Source organism: Terrimonas rubra, from assembly GCF_042686025.1.
Lineage (GTDB): Bacteria > Bacteroidota > Bacteroidia > Chitinophagales > Chitinophagaceae > Terrimonas > Terrimonas rubra.
Genome location: NZ_JBHUOZ010000003.1, coordinates 1,334,405 through 1,360,952 on the forward strand (window position 1 = coordinate 1,334,405; position 26,548 = coordinate 1,360,952).

Genomic DNA, 26,548 nt, shown 5'->3' on the forward strand with positions numbered 1-26,548 from the left:
AATAAATGAAGCGGCTCTTATTAGCGGCTTAACACTTTCGTATAACGGCTGATATCTGCTTCAGGGGAAAGCGGTACGCCGCCGGTAATATGATCACAGAGCTGCTTGGCGAAATAGGGCGCGAGGGAACAGCCCTTAGTGCCCATGCCGTTTAAAATGCCAACAGCTGTATGCACGGGATGAAAGCCGGTAAAAGGTCTTCTTTCTACTGTTGCCGGGCGTATGGCTGCCAGGTGGTCAACAACAGTAAAGGGGATCTTTAAAAAATGTTGTAACTGCTGTATCGTCTGTTCATAAAATTCGCTGGTGGGACGGGAATCCTCAAATTCCCATAGATAATTGGAGCCTGCCCAGAATAACTCCGGTTCCGGCAGGGGTGCCAGGGTGATTGATTTTTTATAAATATGATCCTGTGCCAGGCCGGGTATGGTTACCAGCAAAGCCTCTCCTTTATTGGGGGCAAAGGGCAGGTTAGCAAAATAAGGGTTCTCATTGCCTGCAGCGCCATCACAGAAAATGATCTTTTTAGCCCGGATATCTTTATAACGAACAATGTCTTGATCAATCACTATTTGAGCAGGGTCAACAGTTTCGGATAATAATCGTTGATGGGTTTGTAAATAATTTCTCCAGGCTGGCAGCAGTGTTTGCAAATGGGCAGTATAAGCAGGCTGAATACTGCCGATACCAAATTCATAATTAAAAAGATGGGAGTAGTCGGTCTCTACCAGGTTGATATAAGGATTATCTTCCGCTTTCTTTTTTAAAAAGGATTCCCGCATGAAGGGATTAGGAAAGAAGTCAAGGATGTTTTTTTGCGAAATGGCTGTTATACCTAATAAAGCGCCTATTTCCCCGTAAGCTTCCCACGAATAAGGAATTATTTCATCGGCCTTCCATACTGTTACCACCCTGCGGCCGGTAACCGGGTTAATAATGCCGGCAGCCACCCGGGATGGCGCGTCTTCCCGGCTATCATCTATTACCAGGTAATCAACTCCCGCTTTATCAAGATAATAACTCAAAAATGTACCGCAGATGCCTTGTCCTATGACCAATATATCCGTTTGCATAGCGCAAAATTAACCATCGCAGCTATTCATTTATTTGTTTTTCTTTTCCAATGCTGGTCAGCAGCCTTGCCATGCAATTTATTGCGACGGGCAGTAAACAATGTGTGCTGGTATAATACTGGCAGGCAGGCGGCATATAAAGTTACCCGGTGTGCATTATTGCCACTGATCTTTTTTATATCGCCGGGATAACTGATTGATCCGTAGCCATGGAAAAAGAAACGGATGGTATCGGCTTGTTTAAAATCCTCTTCAAAATAATACAGGCTGTTCCCGTAATGAGCTTTGGATGGGCCATTATTGATCTGGATACGCCTGATATCGATACTGATCCCCTCGCTGTCCCAGAATGAAAAGGAAGTGATGCCGGTAAAAAAACTAACAGAATCGCTGAAGCTGCTATACTGTTCCTGCGGCAGGCTACTCAATTCAATACCTTTTGGGGTAGAATGGTAGGTGCCGCTATTGACAAAAAAGCTATCCAACCGCATGGTCTTGTATACAAAACTGCTGTCCTCCTTTAAATGCAGGGTAGTGCTTTTATCTGTTTGCAGGTAGTAGGCGCCAAAAACAGTACGGTTCTGAGAACGGCAGGCGTAAAAGAATAACAAGGGGAACAATAATACAGGTATCCATATGGTTCGATATGGTGTGGCGGTCAATAAAAGACGTATGGCATTTTTGGTGGTTAAGCTCATGATTAAACTGACCTAAAAATACAGGTTTTTATAATGCAAAAGGGAGTGTGACCACTCCCTTCATTGCAAACTTACACTATTATGGCTTACCGGTAGTTACGTATATACCTGGTTAATTCGGCTTTACTGTCCTTGTTCAAACGGGCTATTACGTAATCGTAATATTGTTTATCCACGGTTGTACTGTAAGCTATTTTAGCCAGCTCCAGCTTATAGCTCTCTATACTGAACAGGGTTACCAGTTGTGCTACCTGGTTGCTGGTTAAGTTGTTTGACTTTACCACTTGTGTAGCCGATTTGATCTTATTGCTTTCCCGCCATTCGGCAGCAATATTCTTAACCACTCTTTCAAAATCGTAGCTGTTCATGCCCCTGCTTTCGGTATACACAGGGTAGTCGCCCCAGCTGCCATCATCATAATCATAAGTCCTGTCATGATCCCGTCCATAACCACGGCCGTTATTCTTTATAGCGGTTTCTTTCATGGTAGTACGTCCGTTACGGTCAATGCTGATGCTGATATGGGTTTTGTTATTGATCTTGATGCGGCTGTCGTACACCATCTCGTAACGTTTGCCCAGGATATTATAAAAGCCGGTATTCTTTTCGCGGTAAACCTTGATGGTATGGGTACCTGCTTTCAGGTTATCGATGGTAATAAAATTACCGCTGGTCTCAAAACGTTTACCGTTTACTACAACCCGCAGGTCTTCTTTTCCGGCGGCACTAACGGTGATCTTACTGGCGTTAAAAACATTGGCAGCCATCGCGCCAACAGTTACTAATAAAGAAGCAAGGAGGGTAAAAATTGTTTTCATAATCATCTGTTTTAAAATAGTTGAACAATATTGTTCTGATTATTTATTTTCAAAGCATATGCCATCAATTATTAAATGCAGGAAATAAAAAGTTAAACAGCTTTATTACATTTTAAAAAATTTAAAATGCTTGCCAGCACTGCATTACAGGCAATGTTATTTAAGGTTAATGCCTGGTTCAGGTTATGTAAATACAATGTAAGGGGCAGTGATTTGTTAAAGCGCTGTGTTAAGAAAAAACAATAATTTTTAGTGCCGCAACCTTTTAAAAAAAGATGCATCTTAGGTGAGATTTTAGGAACCTGCCTGCATATGGCCGAAAGCAGATTTTATTTTTTTATAAGCGAATTTTGGTGTGCTGTTTATGACGTCATTAATTATCCGCTGTTTAAATACTATGTGACCCATCTGGGGGCGGTTTTTTTGTTTTCTTGTTATAAATATTTTATCCATCCGGGATAAGTTATAGATAACCTCAACACAGGAGAGGTCTTTTAAAATCGGTGATAAGGAAATACCACGGAGTAGCGCAGAGGTGTTTCACGGAGTAACACGGTGTTGTTGTATGGATTTGAGGCGTGTTGGGAATGCCTCCTGTCTTTGGCATGACGTCCTCTCTTTTGGAATAGCCTGTCTGTCACCTCAACATAGGAGAGGTCTTTTACAATCGGGGATAAGGGAATACCACGGAGTGGCACAGAGGTGTTTCACGGAGTGATGCGGTGTTGTGGTATGGATTTGGGGCGTGTTGGAAATGCCTCCTGTCGTCGGCATGACGTCCTCTCTTTTGGAATAGCCTGTCTGTCACCTCAACACAGGAGAGGTCTTTTACAATCGGGGATAAGGGAATACCACGGAGTGGCGCAGAGGTGTTTCACGGAGTAACACGGTGTTGTTGTATGGGCGGCATCAAATCTTTGTAGCCTCATTATTGCAAAAGCGTATTACGACCCCGGAGCGGGTCGTATGTTGCTGAGCGGTTATTATTCTCCCAGATGCCAGTGACATCAAACCTTTATAGATTCATGAATAGAAAAGCATGATACGACCCCGGAGGGGGCGCATATTATTTAACCGCATATCCCGCTTCGAAGAATAATAAGATCATTTACCCCAATAATCCTGGCATACCTATTGCCTGGTAACACGGTATTAATTTTTTGTAAAACCAAACAGGTCATGCAACCTTATAGGCGCTGCACATTCAATTTATATAACACCCTTACCAGGCCCAATAGCATTACTGCAGCTGAACGGAGCGTCGCAAGGAACGATTGGCTGTGTTACTACAGCCGGCACCCAAAAGAAAAGTGAAAAAAAGCCTAAAGCATAAAAGAAAGCTGTACAAAGTGTGTAAAAAATAAAATATCAGCATCCCAAAGGGCGGAATTAGTTTAGTTACTTTTGTATACGTATAACCTAATAAGTATGAAACAGTTTTTAATGGGCCTTGTGGCCGTTTTACTAACCAACTTGTTTATGACAAACACAAACGGACAAAATAGCGAGAAAAAATATACGGCGCTATGGAAGGAGGCAGAGAAGCTGGGGACCGAACAGCGCCTGCCCGAATCAGCACTGAAAAAAGTGCAGGAGATCTACACGCTTGCCAAAAAAGAGCATAACGAAGCCCAGCTGGTAAAAGCATTGCTTGCCATATCGCAGCTACGGGTTGAAAATACCGAAGAGGATGAAAAATTAGCCTTAACTGATATTGACAAAGAGCTAACCACTGCTTCGCCGGTGGTGAAAGCATTATTGAACAGTTATAAAGCGGGTATTTATCACCAGTATTTTGAAAGAAACCGCTGGAAAATATATGACCGTACTGCCACTGTAAATTTTACAAAAGATGACCTGGCTACCTGGTCGGCAACGGACTTTCACAAAACCATCAGTGACCTGTATGTATTGTCCTTAAAAGATGAAACAGTGTTGCTGCAAACCAAAGTAGAGGCGATAGAGCCGCTGGTGTACAAAGGCAATGTACGGTTTTTACGCCCCACTTTATATGACCTGCTGGCGCATAAAGCACTGGCATATTTTGAAAGCAACGAAAGAGATATTACCAAACCTGCCTATGCCTTCAAAATTGACCAGGCCTCGGCATTTGATCCCGCGGCGGATTTTATACACCGGAAGTTTGTGACCAGTGATAGTCTTTCCCTGCAGCACAAAGCCTTGCTGATCTATCAAAAATTAATTGCGTTTCATTTAAAGGATGCCAAACATGATGCATTGATCGATGTAGACCTGAAACGACTGGCTTTTGTGAACAACTATGCAGTACATCCCGATAAAAACCAGTTATACTTTCATGCCATTAACCATATCGCCCATCAGTACGGGCAATTACCGGCTGCCGCGCAGGCCTGGTATTTGGTAGCTGCTTATTATAATAACCAGGGATCGGGTTATAAACCTTACGGTGATACCACAAATCGTTATGCACGTGTAAAAGCGAAGGAAATATGCGAACAGATCATTGCACAGAAAGATTCTTCGGAGGGAAAGATCAATGCGTATAATCTGTTATGCCAGCTCAATACCCCAAGCCTGAACTTTACCGTGGAAAAAGTGAATGTGCCTGATATGCCGTTCCGTGCACTGGTAACTTATAGCAATATAAACCGTTTACACCTGCGTTTAATAAAAGCGGATGAAACGCTGACTAAAAAACTGGAGAATAAATACGGCGATGATTTCTGGAAAATAGTACTTGCAGAACCGGCCATTAAAAACTGGGAGCAGCTTGTACCGGATACAAAAGACTTGCAGGAACATGCGGTGGAGGTAAAAGTAGATGCCTTGCCGGTAGGTAAGTATATGTTATTGATGAGCACTGATCAGCAGTTTACCGGTAAAAAAACGCTTGTGGGCGGACGTATACTGTATGTATCCAATATCAGTTATGTAAATGACAACGATGATTATTTTGTTTTGAACCGCCAGTCCGGGCAACCGTTGCAAGCGGCTAAGGTGCAGGTGTGGGAGCATAAATATGATTATACAGCCCAAAAATATATTCGTGCCAAAGGCCAGTTGGTAACTACCGATAAACAGGGCTATGCCAAACTGGTTTACAAAAAGGAGAAAAATGAAAAGAGATATTCCAGTGAATCAAAATTTTTAGAGTTTACTTATGGAAACGATAAATTATTGATAGACGAACCGGAATATGATACTTACTATTACCGGGATAATATAGAAGAAGTGCCAAAGGAAAACCTGCAGGTATATTTCTTTACCGACAGGAGTATTTACCGCCCGGGACAATCCGTATACTTTAAAGGTATTGTATTGGCTAAACATACTAATGAAACCAAAAGCAAAATAAAAGACGGTTATAAAACCACCGTTTGGTTAAAGAATACAAACGATGAGCGGGTGGATTCACTCAAACTCACCAGTAATGAATACGGCTCTTTCGCCGGTACATTCCAGTTGCCTTCGGGAGGGTTGAACGGTCATTTTACTATTGAAGTAAGCGGGACAGATATCAGTGGTGCTGCTAATTTCAGGGTAGAGGAATACAAGAGGCCTAAGTTTTTTGTAGAATACGAGCCGGTAAAAGGCAGCTTTAAAGTAAACGACGCCATCCTGGTAAAAGGTAATGCAAAAGCCTATGCCGGCAATAATATTGACGGCGCTACGGTGAGTTACCGTGTAGTAAGGGAAGCCCGTTTCCCTTATCCCTGGATGTTCCGCCGCTGGTGGATGCCGGTAAGTGATAACATGGAAATAACCAATGGCACCACCACCACCGATGCGGACGGTAAGTTTACCATACAATTCAATGCCATACCGGATGCAGGCATTGATAAAAAATTTGATCCCCAGTTTCAATATACGGTATATGCCGATGTAACGGATATTAACGGGGAAACCCGCAGCGGTCAGCAACAGGTAACTGTTGGTTATGCAGCTTTATTACTGCAAACACAAATACCGGAAAGGTTATTACTGGATAGTTTAAAAAGCCTGAGCATTCTTACAACCAATAGTAACGGGGTATTTGAGCCGGCCACGGTAACTATTACCGCTACAAAATTACAGGAGGAAAACAGGTTGATCAGGGACAGGTTCTGGCAACGTCCCGACCAGTTTGTGTATACAAAAGAGCAATACATCCAGTGGTTCCCTTATGATGAATATGATAATGAAATGGCTAAAGATGCATGGGCCAAAGGCAAAACCCTGCTGGAAGCAACAGCTGCTACCCAGGAAAATGGTTTGTATGCTGTAGACAGGAAAAAACTGGCACCCGGCTTTTATGAACTGGTGATCACTACTACCGATAAATACGGTACCCAGGTGAAAGATGTAAAATATGTGGAGTTATACGATAATAAAAATCCTAAACTGGCTTCGCCTGCTTACCTGTGGTCGCAGGCGGCCGGAGCCGTAGAGCCGGGAGAAACCGCAACGGTTGGTATTGGTACCACGGCCGATAAAGTGTACCTGGTAGAACAACTGAAAAAGAATATTAATAATAAGGTAACCACTACTTATACATTTGATCAACTGAACAATGAAAAACAATACAACAAATTTACAGCCACCGAAAACGACCGGGGCGGATTTGGTGTAAGCTGGTTATTTGTAAAACACAACAGGGTATACCAGTACACCCAGGTAATTGTAGTACCCTGGAGCAACAAAGAGTTGGCTATTGAGTATGGTACACACCGCGATAAAACCTTACCGGGCAGTGAAGAAAAATGGTCAGTAAAAATTAAAGGACTGAAACAGGATAAAGTAGCGGCCGAGTTTTTAGCCGGTATGTACGATGCCTCCCTGGACCAGTTTAACCCGCATGACTGGTACGCACCCTATGTATGGTTAAACTTTTACAATAACAGCCAGTGGAGTTATAATAAAAACTTCCAGGGCGTAAATGCGCAGATCAAATACCTGGCAAATGATGAATACCGTTATGTGAATAAAACCTATGACCAGTTACTGGATGCAGGCGATGGCTACCTGGGCGCTCCGGGTGCCGGGGCACAGGTAAGAATAAGAGGTATGGCGAGTACCCAAATGCGGGCAAAATCGGCCGGGAGGAATGAAGTGGCCTATGATACTTATGCTAATATGACTCTTAAGGAAAGTGTAGCAGCAGCACCTGTTGCAGAAGAAGTAAAATCACAAGGCGAGTTTTTTGTACATATGCAGGACGCGAAGAAGGTTGATGCAACAAATGAACCTGATCCAAGCGTATCACCCCGCAAAAACTTCAACGAAACCGCTTTCTTCTTCCCGCAGTTAAGAACGGATGCAGACGGATCGGTGAGCTTTAGCTTTACCCTGCCGGAAGCCCTGACCCAATGGAAATTCCAGGGCCTGGCACATACCAAAGACCTGGCATTCGGTTACACTACCACCAGTATTGTTACACAAAAACAACTGATGGTGCAACCTAACCCAACCCGTTTTTTAAGAGAGGGTGACCAGGTCACTTTCAGCAGTAAAGTGGTGAATGTGTCGGAGCAAACTTTGAAAGGACAGGCCTACCTGGAATTGCTGGATGCCGCTACCGGTCAGCCCGTGAATGAATTATTTAAAAACCAGGCTGGTAATATCAATTTTGTAATAGAGGCGGGTAAAAGCACCGCGGTGAACTTCCCGGTACAGGTACCACAGGCATTTAATAAAGCCGTTACCTGGCGTATAGTAGCCAAAGCGCAGGGCGCCACTGCCGGTGATAGCTTTAGTGATGGCGAAGAGAATAGTTTACCGGTACTCACCAATAAAATACTGGTAACAGAATCCTTACCCTTATCACTCAGGACCAATAACAAGCAATTCAGCTTTACCAACTTGTTACAAAGCGGTGCCAGTAAAACACTGGTAAACCAGGGCATTACTGTTGAATACACGGCCAACCCAGCCTGGTACGCAGTACAGGCCCTGCCTTACCTGATGGAATATCCCTATGATTGTGCGGAGCAAACCTGGAACCGTTACTACGCTAATTCCATTGCCTCCTCACTGGTGAACAGTTCCGAGAAAATTAAAAAAGTATTTGAGAGCTGGCAGGTAAAAGATACGGCGGCATTACTTTCCAACCTGCAAAAGAATGAAGAGCTGAAAGCCGTATTATTGGAAGAAACACCCTGGGTACTGGCAGCTAAAACCGAAGCTGAACAAAAACGCAATATTGCTTTACTTTTTGACCTGGTGCGTATGGGCAAAGAGCTGAGCAGTGCCATGGAAAAACTGAAACAATTACAAAGCAGTAATGGTGGCTTTGTGTGGTTTAAAGGCGGGCCCGACAACCGTTACATGACCCAGTATATTATGACCGGCATGGGACATTTGAATAAAATAAGCGCAGTGGCTAAAAACCAGCAGGCTGCCCTGAACCAGGTGGCGGCCAATGCCATTCCTTACCTCGATCAAAAAATGAAAGCCGATTATGACGACCTGGTGAAATGGAAAACAAATCTTAAAACCTATGTGCCTTCCTACACGATAGTACAGTACTTATACATGCGCAGTTTTTACAGTGGTATTAAATTGCCCGAAGCAGCACAAAAAGCCTATAACTATTTTGTACAGCAGGCTACTGCCACCTGGACAAAACAGAACAAATACATGCAGGGCATGATCGTGCTGGCATTGGGCAGGAAAGGGGATAAGGTAACACCGGCCGCTATCTTAAAATCATTAAAAGAAACAGCTGTTAAAAACGATGAACTGGGTATGTACTGGAAAGATGCATCCCGCAGCTGGTGGTGGTACGAATCACCCATTGAAAGGCAGGCATTACTGATAGAAGCGTTCCAGGAAATAGGAAAAGATATGACAACGGTAGACGCTTTGCGTACCTGGTTGCTTAAAAACAAGCAGACCAATAACTGGGAAACCACCAAGGCAACAGCCGAAGCCTGTTATGCCTTACTCATCCAGGGTACGAACTGGTTAGCTGATGAACCGGCTGTACAGATCAACCTGGGTAACAGTTATACCATCCGTTCAGCCGATATGCCGCAGCAGGCCGGTACCGGTTATTTTAAAACTACGATACCCGGCGAGCAGGTAAAACCTGATATGGGTAATATATCCATGCAGGTAACACCAACAAAAGGAGAGCAGCCTAAAACCACCTGGGGTGCGGTATACTGGCAGTATTTTGAGAACATGGACAAAATAAAAACAGCCGCTACACCATTACAGTTAGCTAAAAAACTATTTGTATCCACCAACACTGACCGCGGGCCGGTACTAAACCCGGTTAATAATGGCGATGTATTGAAAGTGGGTAGCAAAATTGTGGTGCGCATTGAACTGCGGGTGGATCGTGATATGGAATATGTGCACATGAAAGATATGCGTGCGGCGGCTTTGGAGCCAACCAATGTATTAAGCAGTTACAAATGGCAGGGCGGACTGGGTTATTATGAAACCACCAAAGATGCCAGCACCAACTTCTTCTTCGATCAGTTACGTAAGGGTACTTATGTGTTTGAATACAGTTTGTTTGTAACCCATACCGGGGAATTCAGCAATGGCATTACAACAATTCAATGTATGTATGCGCCTGAATTTACTTCACATAGCGAAGGGGTACGCATAAAAGTACAATAAGCAATCTCTTTAAATAATAAATGGCTGCCGGGTAATAACGGCAGCCATTTTTATTTTGGGGTGTCCCCTGGTAACATACACAAAGGCTCATACTTCGCCTGGTTTACCTGTGCGGGGCCGGGCTGTACGCTGTATCTTTTGCCCCTTGCTGCTTAAGCCGGGCTGCGCAAAAGGATGCCGCTGCCATCCCTCACCCGGAGCCGGATCTTATATGTCCGTAAGGTTATTATTTTACCAGCGGTATTAGTCCTGTATCCCTGGTGCGATTATTGTTAATGAATGCTTTACATTTGTAAACGTCAACCCCTGTAAAAACAAATAAAACACCCACGTATGGCCTTGCCTTTTATTGAGATCATTGAAGCGGTTACACCCGACCCTAATTTATTAATGTGGAAGTTTGCCGATGCTGATAAGGAAATTAAAAATGGTGCTAAACTAACAGTCAGGGAAAGCCAGCAGGTACTCCTGTTAAACGAGGGCGTAACGGCCGATGTTTTTTCGCCGGGCCTGCATACTTTACATACAGCAAATATCCCTGTCCTAAGCCGGCTCAAAGGATGGAAATATGGTTTTGAAAGTCCTTTTAAAGCCGATATCTATTTCTTCAATACCTACAATTTCATCAACAATAAATGGGGTACCCCGGCGCCTATCTTAATGAAGGACCCTGAATTCGGGCAGGTGCGTGTAAGGGCCTTTGGCAGTTTTGATATTAAAATTGAGGATGTAGCTGTCTTCTTTAAAAAATATGCGGGCAGTTACCCGGTATTAACCATAACCGAACTGCAATACCAGTTACGCGATTTTATTGCACCCCGCTTTGGCGAGGTATTGGCCAATGAAAACATCACGGTAACAGATGTGGCCGGTAATATCAGTACACTGGCTGCTAAAATAAAACCTTATCTCGATCCGTATTTTAAAGACCTGGGCCTGGCCCTCACACAATTTACCATTACCAGTGTTACACTGCCTGATGAAGTGACAGCCTATTACGATAAAGTAACGGGTATGAACATGATCAGCGATATGGACAAATACGCCAAATTCAATACGGCCAACGCAATCGGCCAGCCGGGTACTGCGGTTAACGATGCCACCCAGAATGCCCTGGCCATGGGTGTGATGTTAAACCAGTTGCAACAAAATGCCACAACTCCCCAACAGCCACCGGCAGCGGATGATATAACGGCTAAACTGCAAAAATTAAAATCTCTCTTTGATGCAGGCCTGATTGATGAGGAAGAATACAAAAACAAAAAAGCAGCATTGATTAATACATTATAAATATGGAAGGCGGTTCAAAATCCTTTTTGGATAAACTAAAGGAAAAAGCAAAGGCCCAGGCCAACTATGGTGGCAATGCCGAAACCAGTGAAGCCGGAATACAGGCTACAACCTGTCCCAACTGTGGCGCCGGCAGGGCCAAACAGGATGGGGTAACACATTGTGCCTATTGTGGCTTCGAATTTATCAGTACCACACTTACAGATGGCATTCATATAAAAAAAGAAGACAACTCAAAGCATTGACCCCATGTTTAACCTGTTTAATACCAACAAAAATACGCCACCACCGGAATGGGTGGCTGAACTGCAGGCTACACAACAGCGCTGGTTCACCTTTTTAGAAAAACTGGAAGTACGGATGGAAGAGCTTTGTACAGCTGCTATCCCGGAATTAAAGCAACTTTTGCAGGACGATAAAGACCAGTACCAGCAAACTTTTTACAAAGTACAATCAGGTATCAATGGCCAGATGCGCAACATCCGGACCAAGGCCAATGATACCTATGATGCCAAAGTGCTGGATGTGTATTATAATTATAAGGATCAGTTAGGTTACCATGATCAGCTGGATGATTTCCGCAACGCCTGTTCGGACCGTTACCACAAAACATTTGAAGATAAATACAACTACTGGCAGCAGGAACTGGATAAAGCGGCTGTTGATGATTATGAACTGATCTATGCGGATATCCTTCAGAAATTTGAACAAAGCAAAAACAGCTTTACCTGTAAACAATGTGGTAGTCCTATTACCATTGAAAAAATATTCTTCATCAGTACCTATATAGCCTGCCCGGCCTGCCAGACACAAAATACTTTTGAACCGGGTTCTGCGGCCCGTAGTCTGCAACATATAGCCAGGGGCCTGGCAGAGCAGCGCACCAAACACCTGTACGATGCTTTTCAGCAGGCGGTGGATATGGAACGGGAGTTATATCATATCAATCATGAACTGCAATTGAGCATTCATTTTGAAAAGGATAAACAGGTAGCCGCAGCCAAACAACAACAGGTGGCCGCTAACGAATTACGCCGCCAGCAGGCCATCGCCAACGCACCGGAGTTGAACAGGCAATATACCAAAGCCATGTTCGATGAATGGAAGGCCATAACGCCTGACCTGGAAGAACATCTTGAAAAAATGTACCAGCAGCATCTTGCACTCATTAATAAATCAGTTTAATCTAAAAAAATATCAAACCATGTTAGGAAAATTATTTAACCAGTTACTGGGCAAAGAGGAAGAAACAAACAATACACCTGCCCCCAAACCGGAGCAGGCACAGCCGCAACCGCAACCCATCAGTTTTGATCCTGAAACCCAGCACGGCACGCATTACAGTGTGGACGATTTTGATGCCGAAGTGGCACGCCTTTCAGAAGACTGGATCGCACAGGAAATAGCGGATGGTGAAACCGTGAGTGAGGATGATAAGCGGAACATTTATTATAACTACCGCCAGCAGGTGTACCTGGACTGGAATAACCGTGATATGGACCAATATGTACGATTTGAACATGCCAACTCTTTAAAATACCTGGGGGTACAAACCTCGGGCTTTGTAAAAGTGGATGATGACAACCCGTTCTTAGCGCCGGTACATGGCATCTCGTTAAAAGACTATACCGCCATGTGTTTAAAGATCAGCAGCGGGGTAGACCATACCCGGGTTTGCCAGGCCATGGGACTGGAAGCAGTGATCTGGGATGAGCTCAATACTATCTGGCCACAACGTATGGCAGAGGATACTTCCTTTACCGTAACCACTCTCTTCGGACAGTATTATGCTGAAAACGAAGCTCATCCTAAATTACAACACCTGCAGGCAGAACTATCGGCCGATGCTGCAGCCAACCTGGAGCGTTTAAAAACCGATCGTTACTTTTATGAAGAACTGGCCGGCGCCCGCCAGGCTGCTTATGAATATGGTTTGGATGGCGCACAATGGATACTGGAAACCTATGGCATTAACCTGGCCGATTTTCAATCCGTAGCCATGCAATATATGACGGAGCAAAACCAGCGCTGGAATAGCCAGGAGATCTTACATTACACCCAGTTCCAGGAACAAAAACAAAAAGAATACGCCAAAAAATTCGCTGCCGAACAAGGTGGAAATGTGGCCGATGATATTGAGTTTTAATAATTCACTACTATTCTTTATAAAAACTATTGCCCCGGTTAGCCGGGGTTTTTATTGCCGGTATAGTGCAATAAAAAAAGAGAGGCGGCCACAGGCCGCCTCTCGTACTTACAACTTCTATATTGAATAAAGTATTCAGATTAAAGCATATAGTATTAAGATAAGAAATATGATCTAAAATCTAAAGTCTAATATCTATATACTACATACTGCATACTATTAATAACGGTAATGCTCTACTTTGTAAGGACCTTCAACTGGTATGCCTAAATAGCTGGCCTGTGCAGGAGTTAAAGTATCCAGTTCCACACCAATTTTAGCCAGGTGTAAACGGGCAACTTTCTCATCTAAATGTTTAGGTAATACAAACACATTGTTCTCGTAATTGCTGTGGTTGGTCCACAATTCAATCTGGGCCAGTGTTTGGTTACTGAAAGAGTTACTCATTACAAAGCTTGGGTGACCGGTAGCGCAACCTAAGTTCACTAAACGGCCTTCTGCTAAAATGATGATATCGTTACCATCAACATTGTAAATATCTACCTGTGGTTTGATGGTATCTTTGGTATTGCCGTAGTTGCTGTTTAACCAGGCCATATCAATTTCAATATCAAAGTGACCAATGTTACAAACGATGGTTTTGTCTTTCATTAATTTAAAATGCTCACCTGTAATGATGTCGCGGCAACCGGTAGTGGTAACCACAATATCAGCTTCTTTCACAGCGTCTGTCATTTTCTTAACGGCATAACCGTCCATAGCAGCCTGTAAAGCACAGATAGGGTCAATTTCGGTAACAATTACACGGCAGCCTGCACCCGATAAAGAAGCGGCAGAACCTTTACCTACGTCGCCATAACCTGCAACCACTGCTACTTTACCAGCCAGCATTACGTCAGTAGCACGACGGATAGAATCCACTAAAGACTCTTTACAGCCGTATTTGTTGTCAAATTTAGATTTGGTAACAGAGTCGTTAACATTGATAGCGGGCATTGGTAAAGTACCTTTTGCTACACGCTCATATAAACGGTGTACACCGGTAGTGGTCTCTTCGCTGATACCTTTAACGTGTTGTACCAGTTCAGGATAAGTGTCCAGTACCATATTGGTCAGGTCACCACCATCATCTAAAATCATATTCAAAGGACGCTCAGCGCTGCCGAAGAATAAAGTTTGTTCAATACACCAGTCAGCTTCAGCCTGAGTTTGACCTTTCCAGGCAAACACACCAATACCGGCAGCCGCAATAGCAGCAGCAGCATGATCCTGGGTAGAGAAAATATTACAAGAGCTCCATTTAACCTCGGCACCTAAAGCTACCAGGGTTTCAATTAAAACCGCGGTCTGGATGGTCATGTGTAAGCAACCTGCAATGCGGGCGCCTTTAAGCGGCTGTGAAGGGCCATACTCGGCACGGATGCTCATTAAGCCCGGCATTTCCGCCTCGGCTAAACGAATTTCTTTACGACCCCAATCGGCCAGGCTGATATCGGCCACTTTGTTCTGCAGGCTAAAATCAATACCTGATTTTGTAACTGTTGACATGATTTGTTTATTTTTTTTGAGAAGTTTAAAATTTGCCCTGCAAAGCTAATACAATAGAACAAAATTCTAAATACCATCCCTATTTTTGGAATAAATGTGTATAAAAATGTTATTTTGCAGTATAAAATAAGGTAAAATCATGGCAAAAGCCGTACAAACAGGACAATCCACCGATAAGTCCGTACAATTGGATGACAAAGACCTGGCCATACTGCGCTTATTACAACAAAATGCCCGGTACACAGTGAAGCAGATTGCCGAGCAGGTACACCTGAGTACCACGCCGGTGCACGAACGCATTAAACGTATGGAGGACCAGGGTATTATTAAACAATATGCCGCATTGGTCGATCATACCAAAATCAACAAAGGCCTGATGGTGATCTGTTATGTATCGCTGAAGCAGCATAATAAAACGGCCGGCGCCACTTTCATTACCGCCATCCAGGCCTTACCCGAAGTGCTGGAATGTTACAATATTTCCGGGGAGTTCGATTTTATGCTCAAGGTAGTGGCCGCCGATATGGATGATTATTATAACTTCCACGTCAACAAATTAAGCGAGGTAGAGAACCTGGGCAATGTGCAGAGTATTTTTGTAATGGGCATTGTCAAGCAAACACATCAATTGGTGTAGTGAATTAATTGAGAATTAATAATGAAGAATTATTAATTGACCAGCCACAGTACCCTGATCGGGCTTTAGTTGCGACGCTCCGTTCAGCTGCAACAATACTATTTATCAATTTTAACGACAGCGGGCATTCCTATGTATTTAATCGGGCAACATAAAGAAAAACAGGTTTATTATTTTGATCTTGAAAAGGATGAACTGCAAAACCTGCCAAAAGAAAATTGGACAGCTATTGGTATTGTCAATGGTGCTTACAAAAAACAGTTGTTTGAAGGGTTTATTAAGCATAACGTTTACTCTGGTTTATTGGAATTTAAAGGCCAGGGAATATATGGCGAAACATTACATGATCACTTTGATGAGCGGATTGTTGAACTTGAGAATATTGAAGGGTATCCGGAAACAGATATTATGACAACATGGTACGGGGGTGAAAAAAATGATTTGCCTAATGCTCTTTGGGATAGTTTTAATATCTCATTCGCAACGGATAGTATTGATAGTGCACGGACGAAAGTAATCTGTATTTCAATGGATGGACAAAATTACCAGGATACAATTCGGGCCATTTTAGCACGTTTAAACGAAGGATGGATACCTCCGGACGAATAAATGAGTATCATACTCTATAATTTTATTAATTTTAATGAAACGAAAAAAAAATTGTAAAATACATTTTATGACTCAATATAATTATGATACGCTTAGTGCAGCTACCAACGGATTAAAAGAGAGAGGCTATACCCTTGATTTTAATTTATCAGAGAACTGCCTGGTGTGTAATACGGGCAAATTGGATATTGATGATTTTGAAATTGTGGAATTCCACCGTTTTGAAGGTAATACCGATCCGGCCGATGAGGCCATTGTTTACGCAATAGAAGGTAGCCAGGGTGAAAAAGGTGTGCTGGTAAGTGGTTATGGCATTTCCGCTGAGGGCATGAGTGCAGAGATGGCTAAAAAATTACACGAAAATTTAAACCGGTAGACAACCTTCCTGTCCCGGGAACCATCCATTACAATCATTAAACGCTGACTATATATCAATGATATGAAAACACTGTACTTTTTTGTAGCCATGTTATTACTGGCACCGCTTTGTTCCGATGCACAGGATGTTACACATACCAAACGCCGCCGGACCGGCAAACCGGTAAAAGACTCTCTGCAAATGACCTGCCTGTTACAGGATGCGGCAGAAGCACCGCCTAAAAAGAAAGCCTATGAAATGGGGGTAGACCAACCCATGTTGCGACTGACCAGTTCTACTGATAGCCTGGTAAGGGCCGGACTGACAGGTGTTGTCAGCATCGTTCAGTCAGAAGGCAAGGGTAAGATGGAAGTGGTGTATTATTTCCAGGATTATTATGTTTGGGTATCGGGTCTAAGCAAAGTTAACGTAGTTAAAAACCAGAAACTAAAACCCGATGATGTGATAGGAACCATCAATAAGGGTGATGTCATTGAAATCATCATCACCGACTATGATACCCCGGTTGATCCTAAAAAATATATCAACTGTGGCTTACAGCCGGTCGCCACTCCCGATGGTAAGAAATAAATTAACTATTTACAACCATACAGGTGATCAAAAAAACGATCACCTTTTTTTGTTCCCATGCAGCACACATTATTGCAAAAAACTCCTCATCTAAAATCTAAAATCTAAAATCTAAAATCTAAAATCTAAAATCTAAAATCTAAAATCTAAAATCTAAAATCTAAAATCTAAAATCTACCCCAGCTTCAGCTCCATTACATAGTCATTCATAAAATACCCGTTACCAATATCAATATCCTCCTCCCGGATCACTTCAAACCCCATCTTCTCATAAAAACTCCTGGCCGGGTTATGCCGGTTCACATTCAGTTGCAGGTAAGCAGTGCCGTTTTTCTTTAATGCATGTATGATCTGTTGTAAGGTTAGTTTGCCAAAACCCTTGCCCTGCATGCGGGGCAGGAAATAAATTTTATGGAGTTTTGCTGTGTCCTGTGATATCCGCCCAAAAGCAGCAAAGCCAACGGGCACATTATCATCATAAACCAGGATAAAATGGTTCTGTTGCATATCTTTTTCCAGTGTAGCACTGCTGTACAGGCTGCTCAGCATATACTCTATCTGTTCGGTGCTTAAAATGCTGCCATAGGTGGCAGGCCAACTGTCATAGGCCAGTTGCTGGATAACAGGAATATCGCGTACTGCGGCTTTCCTGATCTTTAATAACTCGGTAGGGTGATGCGTCATCTGCGACAAACGGCGGTGCACTTTAATATGTTTTAAACTTAAACGGATACCGATGATAAAAGAAACAATGGCCCCTATGAACAACGCCCCGTCAGAAATATAATCTTTTACATCGGGGTGCCCCTGCAGGAACAAAAAAAAATCGTATACGCCGTGCATAAAAGTGGCCCAGAATATGCCGGTGATGATCAGTTTGGTTTTGTTCACCGTAGCAAATTTTGCCAGGCCTACATAATAACCCATTAAGATACCGAAAGTAGCATGTGCCGGCACGGATAAAAACATACGCATCAGCGCTACCTGGTAGCCCATGCCCATTTCGGCATAACGGGTAACATACAGGATGTTTTCGATGGTGGCAAAGCCCATACTGGCCACTACACCATATACAATGCCGTCCAGGGGTTCATCAAAACTTTTTTTAGGATAACTGTACCAGCGTAATACGGCAAACTTGCAAAGCTCTTCGGTGAGGGCCACCACCAGGAAAGCCTTTACAGCCACCATGGCTATACTACCGGTTTCGGTATTAAAGGCAAACTCGATAATTACGGCCGGTACTGCAGTTAAAATGCCAAGGAGGAAAGTGAGAATGAGATTTAATAAGGGCTCTTTATTATACCGGTCACGGTAAAATATAAACAGGCAAATGGCGATGCCCGGTGCTGCGGCTAAAGCAATTAAATTCATAGGCTACGAATGTAACAGAAATTGTTCATAATTTATTGACCGGGCAGTGGTATCATTTTATCTTCATACTAAATACTATCTACTGTTTACTATTGAATATTTCTATACTTTTGCCGGCTATTATCATTGAATAAATCACAAAATGTTTGCATGAAATGAGCATAAAAATTTTCGGGCAAATTCATGCCTAAAGCGATGAAAATTTGTATGCAAAATGCCATGTGACAAAAAGAAGTAACAAAAATATACACATGAAAAAGTACGCCATTATTGTAGCGGGGGGATCGGGGTTAAGAATGGGCGCAGCCTTACCCAAACAATTTCTGTTGCTGAATAATAAACCCTTACTGTATTATACCATCAATACATTTTTAGCCGCTTACGATGACCTTCAGATCATACTGGTATTACCAGTGGATTATACTGATATGGGCCAGGAAGTAATTGATGCTTATTTCGATAAAAGCCGTATCCAGATAACAGCCGGTGGCGATTCGCGTTTCCAGTCGGTAAAAAACGGGCTGCAGCTGGTGGAAGATGAGTCCATTATTTTTGTACACGACGGCGTACGCTGCCTGTTAACTACCGATCTTATTCATCGTTGTTACCGGCAGGCGGTGGAAACCGGTACGGCTGTGCCTGCTATCTGCAGTCACGACAGTGTGCGTTTACTGACCGAAGACGGTAATGAAGTAGCCGACCGTAACCAGGTGATGCTGGTACAAACACCACAGACCTTTCACAGTAAAATACTCTTGCCCGCCTTCCAGATAGATTATAAAGATAAATTCACCGATGAGGCGACCGTAGTGGAAGCTTTCGGAATGAAAATATCACTGGTGGAAGGGGAGGTCAATAATATTAAAATTACAAGACCCATTGACCTGGTGGTGGCCGCACAACTATTACAGGAAGCAGAGCAGGGAAATCAGTAAGGGCAATTTATTTCTTCAGCCATTTCAGGTAAAAAGGCAGGCGGTTAATACGCAGGGAAGGGTAATACTCAATGCCTGCACCAAAGCCGTTATAAAAAAAAGCCAGGCTGCGGATATCCGACCCCTCAAAGTCAAGTATAAGATCGGTTCCGGCATGTTCCTGGATAAAACTGTCGACCAGGTAATGCGAAGCCCCGATCGTTTTACCCAACGGGTTATTTCCTACCAGGATATAGTAAGCCCGCTGATGTGAAAAGAAAAAGACACAGCTGGACATTAATTGCTGTTTATTGTCATACACACCATAACTATCCGTTTTGCCAGTGGTTAAAAGATGCTGGTATAGCTTTTTCAATCTTTCATAATCCTCGTCCATCGGTGGCAGCAAGTGCTGCAAAGAGTCTTTACTCAGGCCAATAATATCATCTATAGCCATACCCTTTTGTAAAGTGCAACCGTATTGAATAGCTTTTTGAATATTTCTCTTATGGTTATCGCGGTAGCGTTTCCTGATCACTGTATAATCTTCCTGTAAGGGTAAAATATAATTTACCCTGTTCACACTATCCGGCAGCTCATGGCCGGGTAACAGGTTCCCCGCATTCAGCGATATTTCGACCAGTTTGAACTTTTTGGGAATGGCCCGTATAAATGCGTTTATTATTTCATTATTCAGCTGATTGCCATATACACCTGTGGAGGCGGTAAATGCGGGCTGGTACAAATAATAAAAACCGTATTTCTTATTCCAGGTCAGGGGCATCACTGTTTGATAATCACCTAATACCAGGGCATCCCAGTTTTTAGCCATTGCATCCAGGTACCAGGAATAACCATAAATATTACCATTGACAGCTCCGGAAATACATTGATCCCATTTGGCAATATCTATCTGCCGGCGGGTAAGGTATTGTATGGAATAAGTTGTTGCCAATACGTTGATTAAAATAGGAGGTTCCGGTTGATTTTGCGTAAGCTGAAATTAGACACATCAATAGAGAACGACACTGTTTTGAGGAACCGCGTCAGTTTACTGGTCGTATTGCTGGTCGATAAAATATAATCCTTATATACACTGCTGTACAATAAGGGGAAATAAATATTGATGGTCTCTTTGAGGAATGATAACTGCAGGCCGGCATTATACAGGAACTTATCCGTTTCTGCTTCCTTCTTCCAGCCACCGGAATAAGTACCGATATCGGCAAACAACCTTATAGGTATCCATTGGCTTTTAAACAGGGTAGAGCTGAAGTTCAGGCTGCTCAGCCAGTCATCACTGCGCCCGATCTTATTGGATAAAAGATCAGTACGTACTTTAAAGCCACCATCCCTTACCATGATCTGCTGCGTTGTCCAGCCCTGGAAATTATTACTTCCGTTCCTCCCGATAAAATAATCACTGTAAGTATAGTCCTCGTAACCATTGGCCCCGGTCATATTTAAATGGTAACGGTCGGTTGCTGCCTGTTTGGCAAAGGTCTTATCACCTGTATAAAAGAATTTTCCTGCAAACAATCGGGTTCTCAAGCCACCGCCCCAGGGATAGTTAAGAAAATAATTACCGGTGAAAGCCGCTCTTACAAAGTTTTTGCCCTGTTCAATTACCAGGTTGGCCTGGTAGGGATATAACTTGCGGTTGTTCTCTATACCCAGTTTTAATTGTAACAGGGTGGTATTGTTATCTACCTTCCGGTATTTGGTCGAAATGGTCGTGTCGTCATTATTGCTTATAACCGTATCCCTGTAAAAATGCAGATCCTGTTCCTTTATAAAAAAAGATTTGAACTGGATGTATTTATAAAAAGGGCTGTTCGCATTCTTTTCTTTTAATACCAGCAAAAGTTCAGGCGCCAGTTTGGTAAAGCCCATAATGGTTTTCCGGTTATCCGCATCTATATAATCATCCATACTGAAGGAGGCAGCATTCAGTCTTACCCTTATTTTGTAGAATGTTTTTTCAGGGTATAAACTGTATTGCGCATAACCAATGCCGGTGAAGCGTTTGCTGCCTGTTGCATACATAGGCGCGGCAAAAAACTCAAAGGGATTGGGTGGCAGGAAAGCATTGGTAACTGCGGCCCCGATCATGAATTTATCGTAACTGTTAATACCGATGGCCGGTAAAAGGGTAATGGTTGTTTTGGCCCTGGTACCGTCAGCACGTGTAAATTTGTTTTTACTGAAAGGCGTAATAAAAGCTAACCCTTTCCTTTTTTGTTGTTGGGGTAACAATCCTTTTTTATCCAGGAGATCAAATGTAGAAACGATCGTATCGGGCGCAAAACGTTGAATACTGTTCCTGAAATCTTCCGGTTGCGGGTGTTTAAATTGCCAGTTCTTAAAATACTGTTGCATGGCTTGGTTAAACGCTGTTGTTCCCATTACTGTTTCCACTTCCTTTAACCAGCTTGCCGTTTTTTCATAGGCGATCAGGGAATAGTTCACACCCGAAAAATCTTCCGACGCCGTATGGATCGGCTGATCCGTTTTGGTTACGGCCTTGGTTTCCACAATAGCATTATACAGGTCGGCTTCAGCCTTATTACCGGGATAATAGTATTGCATATAGGCTTTTTCATAATAACTGTTCACCCCTTCATCCAGCCAGGGATAGGCTCTTTCATTACTGCCTAAAATGCCATAGAACCAGTTATGACCCACTTCATGTGCAATGACCCTGTCCAGTTGCGACCCATAAAACTGCGGGGTAATTAAAGTAATAGTAGGGTATTCCATTCCACCACCAAAGCCCATCGGCCCCTGTACCACCGACACCTGGTCATAAGGGTATTCGCCCACGGCATCAGAGTAAAAGCGTACCGCATTCTTGGTGTATTGTAAAGCAGGTACCCATTTGTTTTCATATTCCGGTAAATAGTATACCGCTGTTTCTATTACTCTTCCCGAAGCTAACCGGCAACTGTCCATTGCCACCCTGAAACGTTTATCAGCAAACCAGGCAAAGTCGTGTACATTATCCTGTGTGTACCGCAATGTTTTGTATGCGGGAGAAGAAGCAGGATATAATTGTTTGATGGTTTTTACCTGTCCGTACCTGTTTTTTTCTTTTGTTGTTACCGGCTTCCAGGTATACTGACGGCGACCTTTCAGCCATTCTTTTTCATTGGCCTGTTGCAGGTTACCGGTCGCGGCTACCACATAATTGGCCGGCACTTCTATGGTAACATCAAATTTGCCGAACTCACTGTAAAACTCACCCTGGTCAACATAGGGCATGGCATGCCAGCCGTCCTTATCATATACCGCCGGCTTGGGGTACCATTGTGTAACCTGGTAACTATTGCCCTCATGACCGCTGCGGGAAAAGTTGGCCGGTAGTTTTACATGAAAGGGGGTGCTGATCTGTATGGTTTTACCCGGAGCCAGCGGGGTATTCAATACCAGCTTCAGTATATCTATATGCTGCGGATGATCGGTGGTAGCAGCCGGCTCCCCGTCTACTTTAAAATCCAGTTGATTGATATAACCTTTCTCTTCATCGCCGGAAAAATAAAAACGGGTATTATCATTTTGTAACTGCTGATCACTGAAGGCCGTTTTATCATTTTTATAGGCATTGGGCCATATATGGAACCAGATATAATGCAGGGTATCAGGGGAGTGATTGGTATAATCCATACTGATATTCCCTTTCAGACTATGTTTGGTATCGTCAAGCTTTACCCGGATGGTGTAGTTAACCTCCTGTTGCCAGTAGTTATGTTGTGCAGCCAGTTGAATAACATAAACAAGTAAAGCCGGTATTGTCAGGGTGAATCGTTTCAATGGTTCGTTTTATGTAGTACGAATATCGTTAATGAAAGACAATAATTTTAACTTGGTAATGAGGTAATTTGGAAATTTGGTAATGAGCCGGCATAAAACACATGACTTCATCCCTTCATCAGATCCTGTGAGAAGCTGATGTTTTCCTGGATGACAATCCCCGTCAGGGTTGAACTTGCTGTAATATTGTCGGGTTGAAGTACTATGGCTTATGTCGCCCTGCCAATACTTTTACCACATCCTGCAAAGTATACCCCTTGGCCTGTAATAATATAAGATAGTGAAATAAAAGATCGGCCGATTCACCCAGGAATTTTTCTTCATCATTATCCTTGCTTTCGATCACCACTTCCACGGCTTCTTCACCAACTTTCTGCGCTACTTTATTGATTCCTTTTTTAAACAGGGAGCTGGTGTAGGAACTGTCCGAAGGATTGTTCTTCCTGTCGGTGATGATCTGCTCCAGCTGTGCCAGTGTAAAACCGGGGTTGGTTTCGTTAAAACAGGTATCTGCTCCTGTATGGCATACCGGGCCAACCGGTGTGGCTTTGATCAGTAAAGTATCCTGGTCACAATCCAGCAAAATATCTTTTACCAGTAAAAAATTACCCGATGTTTCGCCTTTCGTCCACAACTGCTGGCGGCTGCGGCTGAAGAAAGTAACTTTCTGCGATATCTTGGTCTGGTGATAAGCTTCATTATTCATAAAGCCCAGCATCAGTACTTTATCCGTTGCTGCATCCTGTATAATGGCCGGCATCAGGCCGTCCTGGTATTTTGAAAAATTGAGTATCATATATTATAACCTTACTGGTATGTTTTGTTGTTGTAAATATGCTTTAAGTTCCGGTATGCCTATCTCTTTAAAATGAAAGATACTGGCAGCAAGGGCGGCATCGGCCAGGCCTTCTTTAAATACAGTATTAAAATGCTCCATCGTACCGGCACCGCCGCTGGCTATAACGGGTATGGATAGCTCTGTTGCCAGCATCCTGGTAATATCCAGCGCAAAACCGTTCTTGGTACCGTCATTATTCATAGAGGTCAGCAGTATTTCGCCTGCTCCCAATGCAGCAGCTTCGCGGGCCCAGTCAATACAACGGGTATTGGTTTTGGTACGGCCACCGTGCAGGTATACATACCATTCGCCGTCTTCTTCTTTTTTGGTATCAATGGCCAGTACCACGCACTGGCTGCCAAATTCAAGCGCAATATCCTTTATTAATGCCGGGTCGTTAAAAGCTGCCGTATTCACCGAAACTTTATCTGCACCGCTTTTTAACAACAAGCCCACATCTTCCACTGATTTAATACCACCACCTACGGTAAAGGGTATATTGATCTGCCTGGCAATCTTTAATACGAGTTCACGTAAGGTATCACGACGTTCAACCGTAGCCGTAATATCCAAAAACACCAGTTCATCCGCTCCCTGCTGCGCATATAATGCACCCAGCGCAACCGGGTCGCCGGCATCACGCAGGTTCACAAAGTTGGTTCCTTTAACCGTACGGCCATCTTTTATATCCAGGCAGGGAATAATTCTTTTCGTAAGCATACTATTAATTGTTATAAGCCTGCAGCTCCTGTAAACTGATCCGGTTTTCGTAAATAGCTTTACCAATGATCACCCCGCCGCAACCTATCTCCGCCAGGTCTGCCACATCTTTACTGTTACTTACACCGCCGCTGGCAATAATGGCCGGGGCAGGGTGGGCGGCCAGTATTTTTTTATACAGGTCAATGGCCGGGCCTTCCAGTTTCCCATCCTTGCTCACATCGGTACAGAATATTTGTTGCACACCCTGTTGTAAATAATTGCCGATGAAATCAAGAATATTGATATCCGTTGTTTCCAGCCAGCCGCCAATAGTGATCTTTTCGTCGCGTACATCTGCGCCCAGCATAAACTTTGCGGCGCCATATTGCTGCAACCATTGTACAAAAGTCTTCTCGTCTTTCACTGCCAGGCTACCAATGGTGGCCCATTGTGCCCCGGCATTAAATACAATATCCACATCGGCACTGCTTTTAATACCTCCGCCAAAATCAACGGCCAGGCCTGTTTTGCCGGCTACTGCCTCCAGCACCTTCCAGTTACGTACTTTACCCGCTTTGGCGCCGTCAAGGTCCACCACATGCACCCGGGTAAAACCGGCATCTTCAAATGCCTTGGCTACTTCCAGCGGGTTTTCATTGTATATTTTCTGTGTGGCATAATCGCCTTCTGTCAACCGTACACACTTACCATCAATAATATCAATTGCAGGAATAATTTGCATACAATGTTCTCTTTTCTCTGGTTCTTTATTGGTTTTGAAGCTTTTCTTTTTTCAGCCGCCAAAGTTAACCACCCATTGTCACAATACAGGCTATTTGCACCAGTAATGTTCAATTTATTATAAGCCATTATCTTTAACCCGTATGCAGCAAGCTTTTTTAACCCGTAAATTTCAATTTGGTGAACAGTCTGTAGTACTTGCCTTGCCGGATATGGATATGCTTAAAACCCAATGGCAGCAAGGGCTACAGCCTGCAGAGGATTTTCCTTTCTGGGCCAAATTATGGCCGGCCGCTTTGGGTGTCTGTACTTTTTTAACCCGTTACCCGGACTATATCAAAAACAAACGGGTGTTAGAGCTGGCAGCAGGGTTGGGCTTGCCATCACTGGTAGCCGCCCGGCAGGCTGCAACCGTTGTAAGCAGTGATTATGCGATGGATTGTTTGCCCTATTTACAGCAGTCGGTTTTACTGAATGGTTTGGACAATGTACAGGTTCGTTTAATTGACTGGAATAAATTGCCGGCTGACCTTGTTGTTGATACCGTTATCCTCAGCGATATCAATTACGATCCCTCCGTTTTTCCGCAACTGGAATTATTATTTAATCAACTCTTACAACAGGGTATCACCATTATTTTAAGTACGCCCCAGCGCCTGATGGGCAAACCTTTTCTTATGTCGTTTATGCCGTTTTGTGTGTTTATGGAAACAGTAACGGCAGACGAACAGGAAATATCGGTATTTGTCTATCAATAAGATCTCAGATCTTGGATCTTAGATCTGAGATTGAAAGAACGATAATGGTATTG

Annotated in this window: 21 protein-coding genes; 11 read left to right on the forward strand and 10 right to left on the reverse strand. The window is 43.4% G+C overall.

What is annotated here, in order from left to right; all coding sequences use genetic code 11:
- Positions 1-20 precede the first annotated feature (20 nt).
- The 3 genes from ACFS6H_RS14755 to ACFS6H_RS14765 form a co-directional block, all read right to left on the reverse strand.
- On the reverse strand, positions 21-1,073 hold the full coding sequence (locus ACFS6H_RS14755; RefSeq protein WP_386100397.1) for an NAD(P)/FAD-dependent oxidoreductase: 1,053 nt from the start codon (positions 1,071-1,073) through the stop codon (positions 21-23).
- Between the two features lie 26 nt (positions 1,074-1,099).
- A complete protein-coding gene (locus ACFS6H_RS14760; RefSeq protein WP_386100400.1) occupies positions 1,100-1,771 on the reverse strand; it encodes a hypothetical protein in 672 nt (223 codons plus the stop codon).
- Between the two features lie 86 nt (positions 1,772-1,857).
- Positions 1,858-2,589: a DUF4476 domain-containing protein gene (locus tag ACFS6H_RS14765; protein ID WP_386100403.1), complete on the reverse strand. Its 732-nt coding sequence runs from the start codon at positions 2,587-2,589 to the stop codon at positions 1,858-1,860.
- Positions 2,590-4,017: 1,428 nt separating this feature from the next.
- Here ACFS6H_RS14765 and ACFS6H_RS14770 point away from each other — a divergent pair.
- The 5 genes from ACFS6H_RS14770 (at position 4,018) to ACFS6H_RS14790 (ending at position 13,615) form a co-directional block, all read left to right on the forward strand.
- Positions 4,018-10,179, forward strand: a complete 6,162-nt coding sequence (locus ACFS6H_RS14770; RefSeq protein ID WP_386100406.1) for an alpha-2-macroglobulin family protein — start codon at positions 4,018-4,020, stop codon at positions 10,177-10,179.
- 333 nt (positions 10,180-10,512) lie between these two features.
- Positions 10,513-11,469, forward strand: coding sequence for an SPFH domain-containing protein (locus ACFS6H_RS14775; RefSeq protein ID WP_386100409.1), 957 nt, complete (start codon positions 10,513-10,515; stop codon positions 11,467-11,469).
- 2 nt (positions 11,470-11,471) lie between these two features.
- Positions 11,472-11,714 (forward strand): hypothetical protein, encoded by a 243-nt coding sequence (locus tag ACFS6H_RS14780; protein ID WP_386100412.1) that lies wholly within the window; start codon positions 11,472-11,474, stop codon positions 11,712-11,714.
- A 4-nt stretch (positions 11,715-11,718) separates the two neighbouring features.
- Positions 11,719-12,654 carry a hypothetical protein gene (locus ACFS6H_RS14785; protein WP_386100415.1) on the forward strand — a complete coding sequence of 312 codons (936 nt, stop codon included), beginning with the start codon at positions 11,719-11,721 and terminating at the stop codon, positions 12,652-12,654.
- Positions 12,655-12,673: 19 nt separating this feature from the next.
- A complete protein-coding gene (locus tag ACFS6H_RS14790; protein WP_386100418.1) occupies positions 12,674-13,615 on the forward strand; it encodes a DUF6620 family protein in 942 nt (313 codons plus the stop codon).
- Between the two features lie 219 nt (positions 13,616-13,834).
- Here the strand turns inward: ACFS6H_RS14790 and ahcY are convergent, their stop codons facing one another.
- Positions 13,835-15,163 carry an adenosylhomocysteinase gene (gene ahcY, locus ACFS6H_RS14795; RefSeq protein WP_386100421.1) on the reverse strand — a complete coding sequence of 443 codons (1,329 nt, stop codon included), beginning with the start codon at positions 15,161-15,163 and terminating at the stop codon, positions 13,835-13,837.
- A 139-nt stretch (positions 15,164-15,302) separates the two neighbouring features.
- On the opposite strand from ahcY, the gene ACFS6H_RS14800 reads away from it, so the two are divergent.
- The 4 genes from ACFS6H_RS14800 to ACFS6H_RS14815 all read left to right on the forward strand — a co-directional run bounded on the left by ACFS6H_RS14800 (position 15,303) and on the right by ACFS6H_RS14815 (position 17,358).
- Positions 15,303-15,800, forward strand: coding sequence for an Lrp/AsnC family transcriptional regulator (locus tag ACFS6H_RS14800; RefSeq protein WP_386100424.1), 498 nt, complete (start codon positions 15,303-15,305; stop codon positions 15,798-15,800).
- 69 nt (positions 15,801-15,869) lie between these two features.
- Positions 15,870-16,409 (forward strand): hypothetical protein, encoded by a 540-nt coding sequence (locus ACFS6H_RS14805; protein ID WP_386100427.1) that lies wholly within the window; start codon positions 15,870-15,872, stop codon positions 16,407-16,409.
- 67 nt (positions 16,410-16,476) lie between these two features.
- Positions 16,477-16,785: a hypothetical protein gene (locus ACFS6H_RS14810; protein ID WP_386100430.1), complete on the forward strand. Its 309-nt coding sequence runs from the start codon at positions 16,477-16,479 to the stop codon at positions 16,783-16,785.
- Between the two features lie 63 nt (positions 16,786-16,848).
- Positions 16,849-17,358 (forward strand): hypothetical protein, encoded by a 510-nt coding sequence (locus ACFS6H_RS14815; protein WP_386100433.1) that lies wholly within the window; start codon positions 16,849-16,851, stop codon positions 17,356-17,358.
- A gap of 174 nt (positions 17,359-17,532) precedes the next feature.
- On the opposite strand, the gene ACFS6H_RS14820 is transcribed toward ACFS6H_RS14815, so the two are convergent.
- Positions 17,533-18,732 carry a GNAT family N-acetyltransferase gene (locus ACFS6H_RS14820; protein ID WP_386100436.1) on the reverse strand — a complete coding sequence of 400 codons (1,200 nt, stop codon included), beginning with the start codon at positions 18,730-18,732 and terminating at the stop codon, positions 17,533-17,535.
- Between the two features lie 251 nt (positions 18,733-18,983).
- Between ACFS6H_RS14820 and ACFS6H_RS14825 the strand changes: the two genes are divergently transcribed.
- Positions 18,984-19,667, forward strand: a complete 684-nt coding sequence (locus ACFS6H_RS14825; protein WP_386100439.1) for a 2-C-methyl-D-erythritol 4-phosphate cytidylyltransferase — start codon at positions 18,984-18,986, stop codon at positions 19,665-19,667.
- A 7-nt stretch (positions 19,668-19,674) separates the two neighbouring features.
- On the opposite strand, the gene ACFS6H_RS14830 is transcribed toward ACFS6H_RS14825, so the two are convergent.
- From ACFS6H_RS14830 to hisA, 5 genes are all read right to left on the reverse strand, one after another.
- Positions 19,675-20,601: a hypothetical protein gene (locus ACFS6H_RS14830; RefSeq protein ID WP_386100442.1), complete on the reverse strand. Its 927-nt coding sequence runs from the start codon at positions 20,599-20,601 to the stop codon at positions 19,675-19,677.
- An 8-nt stretch (positions 20,602-20,609) separates the two neighbouring features.
- Positions 20,610-23,456, reverse strand: a complete 2,847-nt coding sequence (locus ACFS6H_RS14835) for a M1 family metallopeptidase (protein ID WP_386100445.1) — start codon at positions 23,454-23,456, stop codon at positions 20,610-20,612.
- Positions 23,457-23,658: 202 nt separating this feature from the next.
- Positions 23,659-24,252, reverse strand: a complete 594-nt coding sequence (gene hisIE, locus ACFS6H_RS14840) for a bifunctional phosphoribosyl-AMP cyclohydrolase/phosphoribosyl-ATP diphosphatase HisIE (RefSeq protein ID WP_386100448.1) — start codon at positions 24,250-24,252, stop codon at positions 23,659-23,661.
- A gap of 3 nt (positions 24,253-24,255) precedes the next feature.
- Positions 24,256-25,014, reverse strand: a complete 759-nt coding sequence (hisF, locus tag ACFS6H_RS14845) for an imidazole glycerol phosphate synthase subunit HisF (RefSeq protein ID WP_386100450.1) — start codon at positions 25,012-25,014, stop codon at positions 24,256-24,258.
- 4 nt (positions 25,015-25,018) lie between these two features.
- Positions 25,019-25,738 (reverse strand): 1-(5-phosphoribosyl)-5-[(5-phosphoribosylamino)methylideneamino]imidazole-4-carboxamide isomerase, encoded by a 720-nt coding sequence (gene hisA, locus ACFS6H_RS14850; protein WP_386100453.1) that lies wholly within the window; start codon positions 25,736-25,738, stop codon positions 25,019-25,021.
- A gap of 142 nt (positions 25,739-25,880) precedes the next feature.
- Between hisA and ACFS6H_RS14855 the strand changes: the two genes are divergently transcribed.
- A complete protein-coding gene (locus ACFS6H_RS14855) occupies positions 25,881-26,495 on the forward strand; it encodes a class I SAM-dependent methyltransferase (RefSeq protein WP_386100456.1) in 615 nt (204 codons plus the stop codon).
- Positions 26,496-26,548 lie beyond the last annotated feature (53 nt).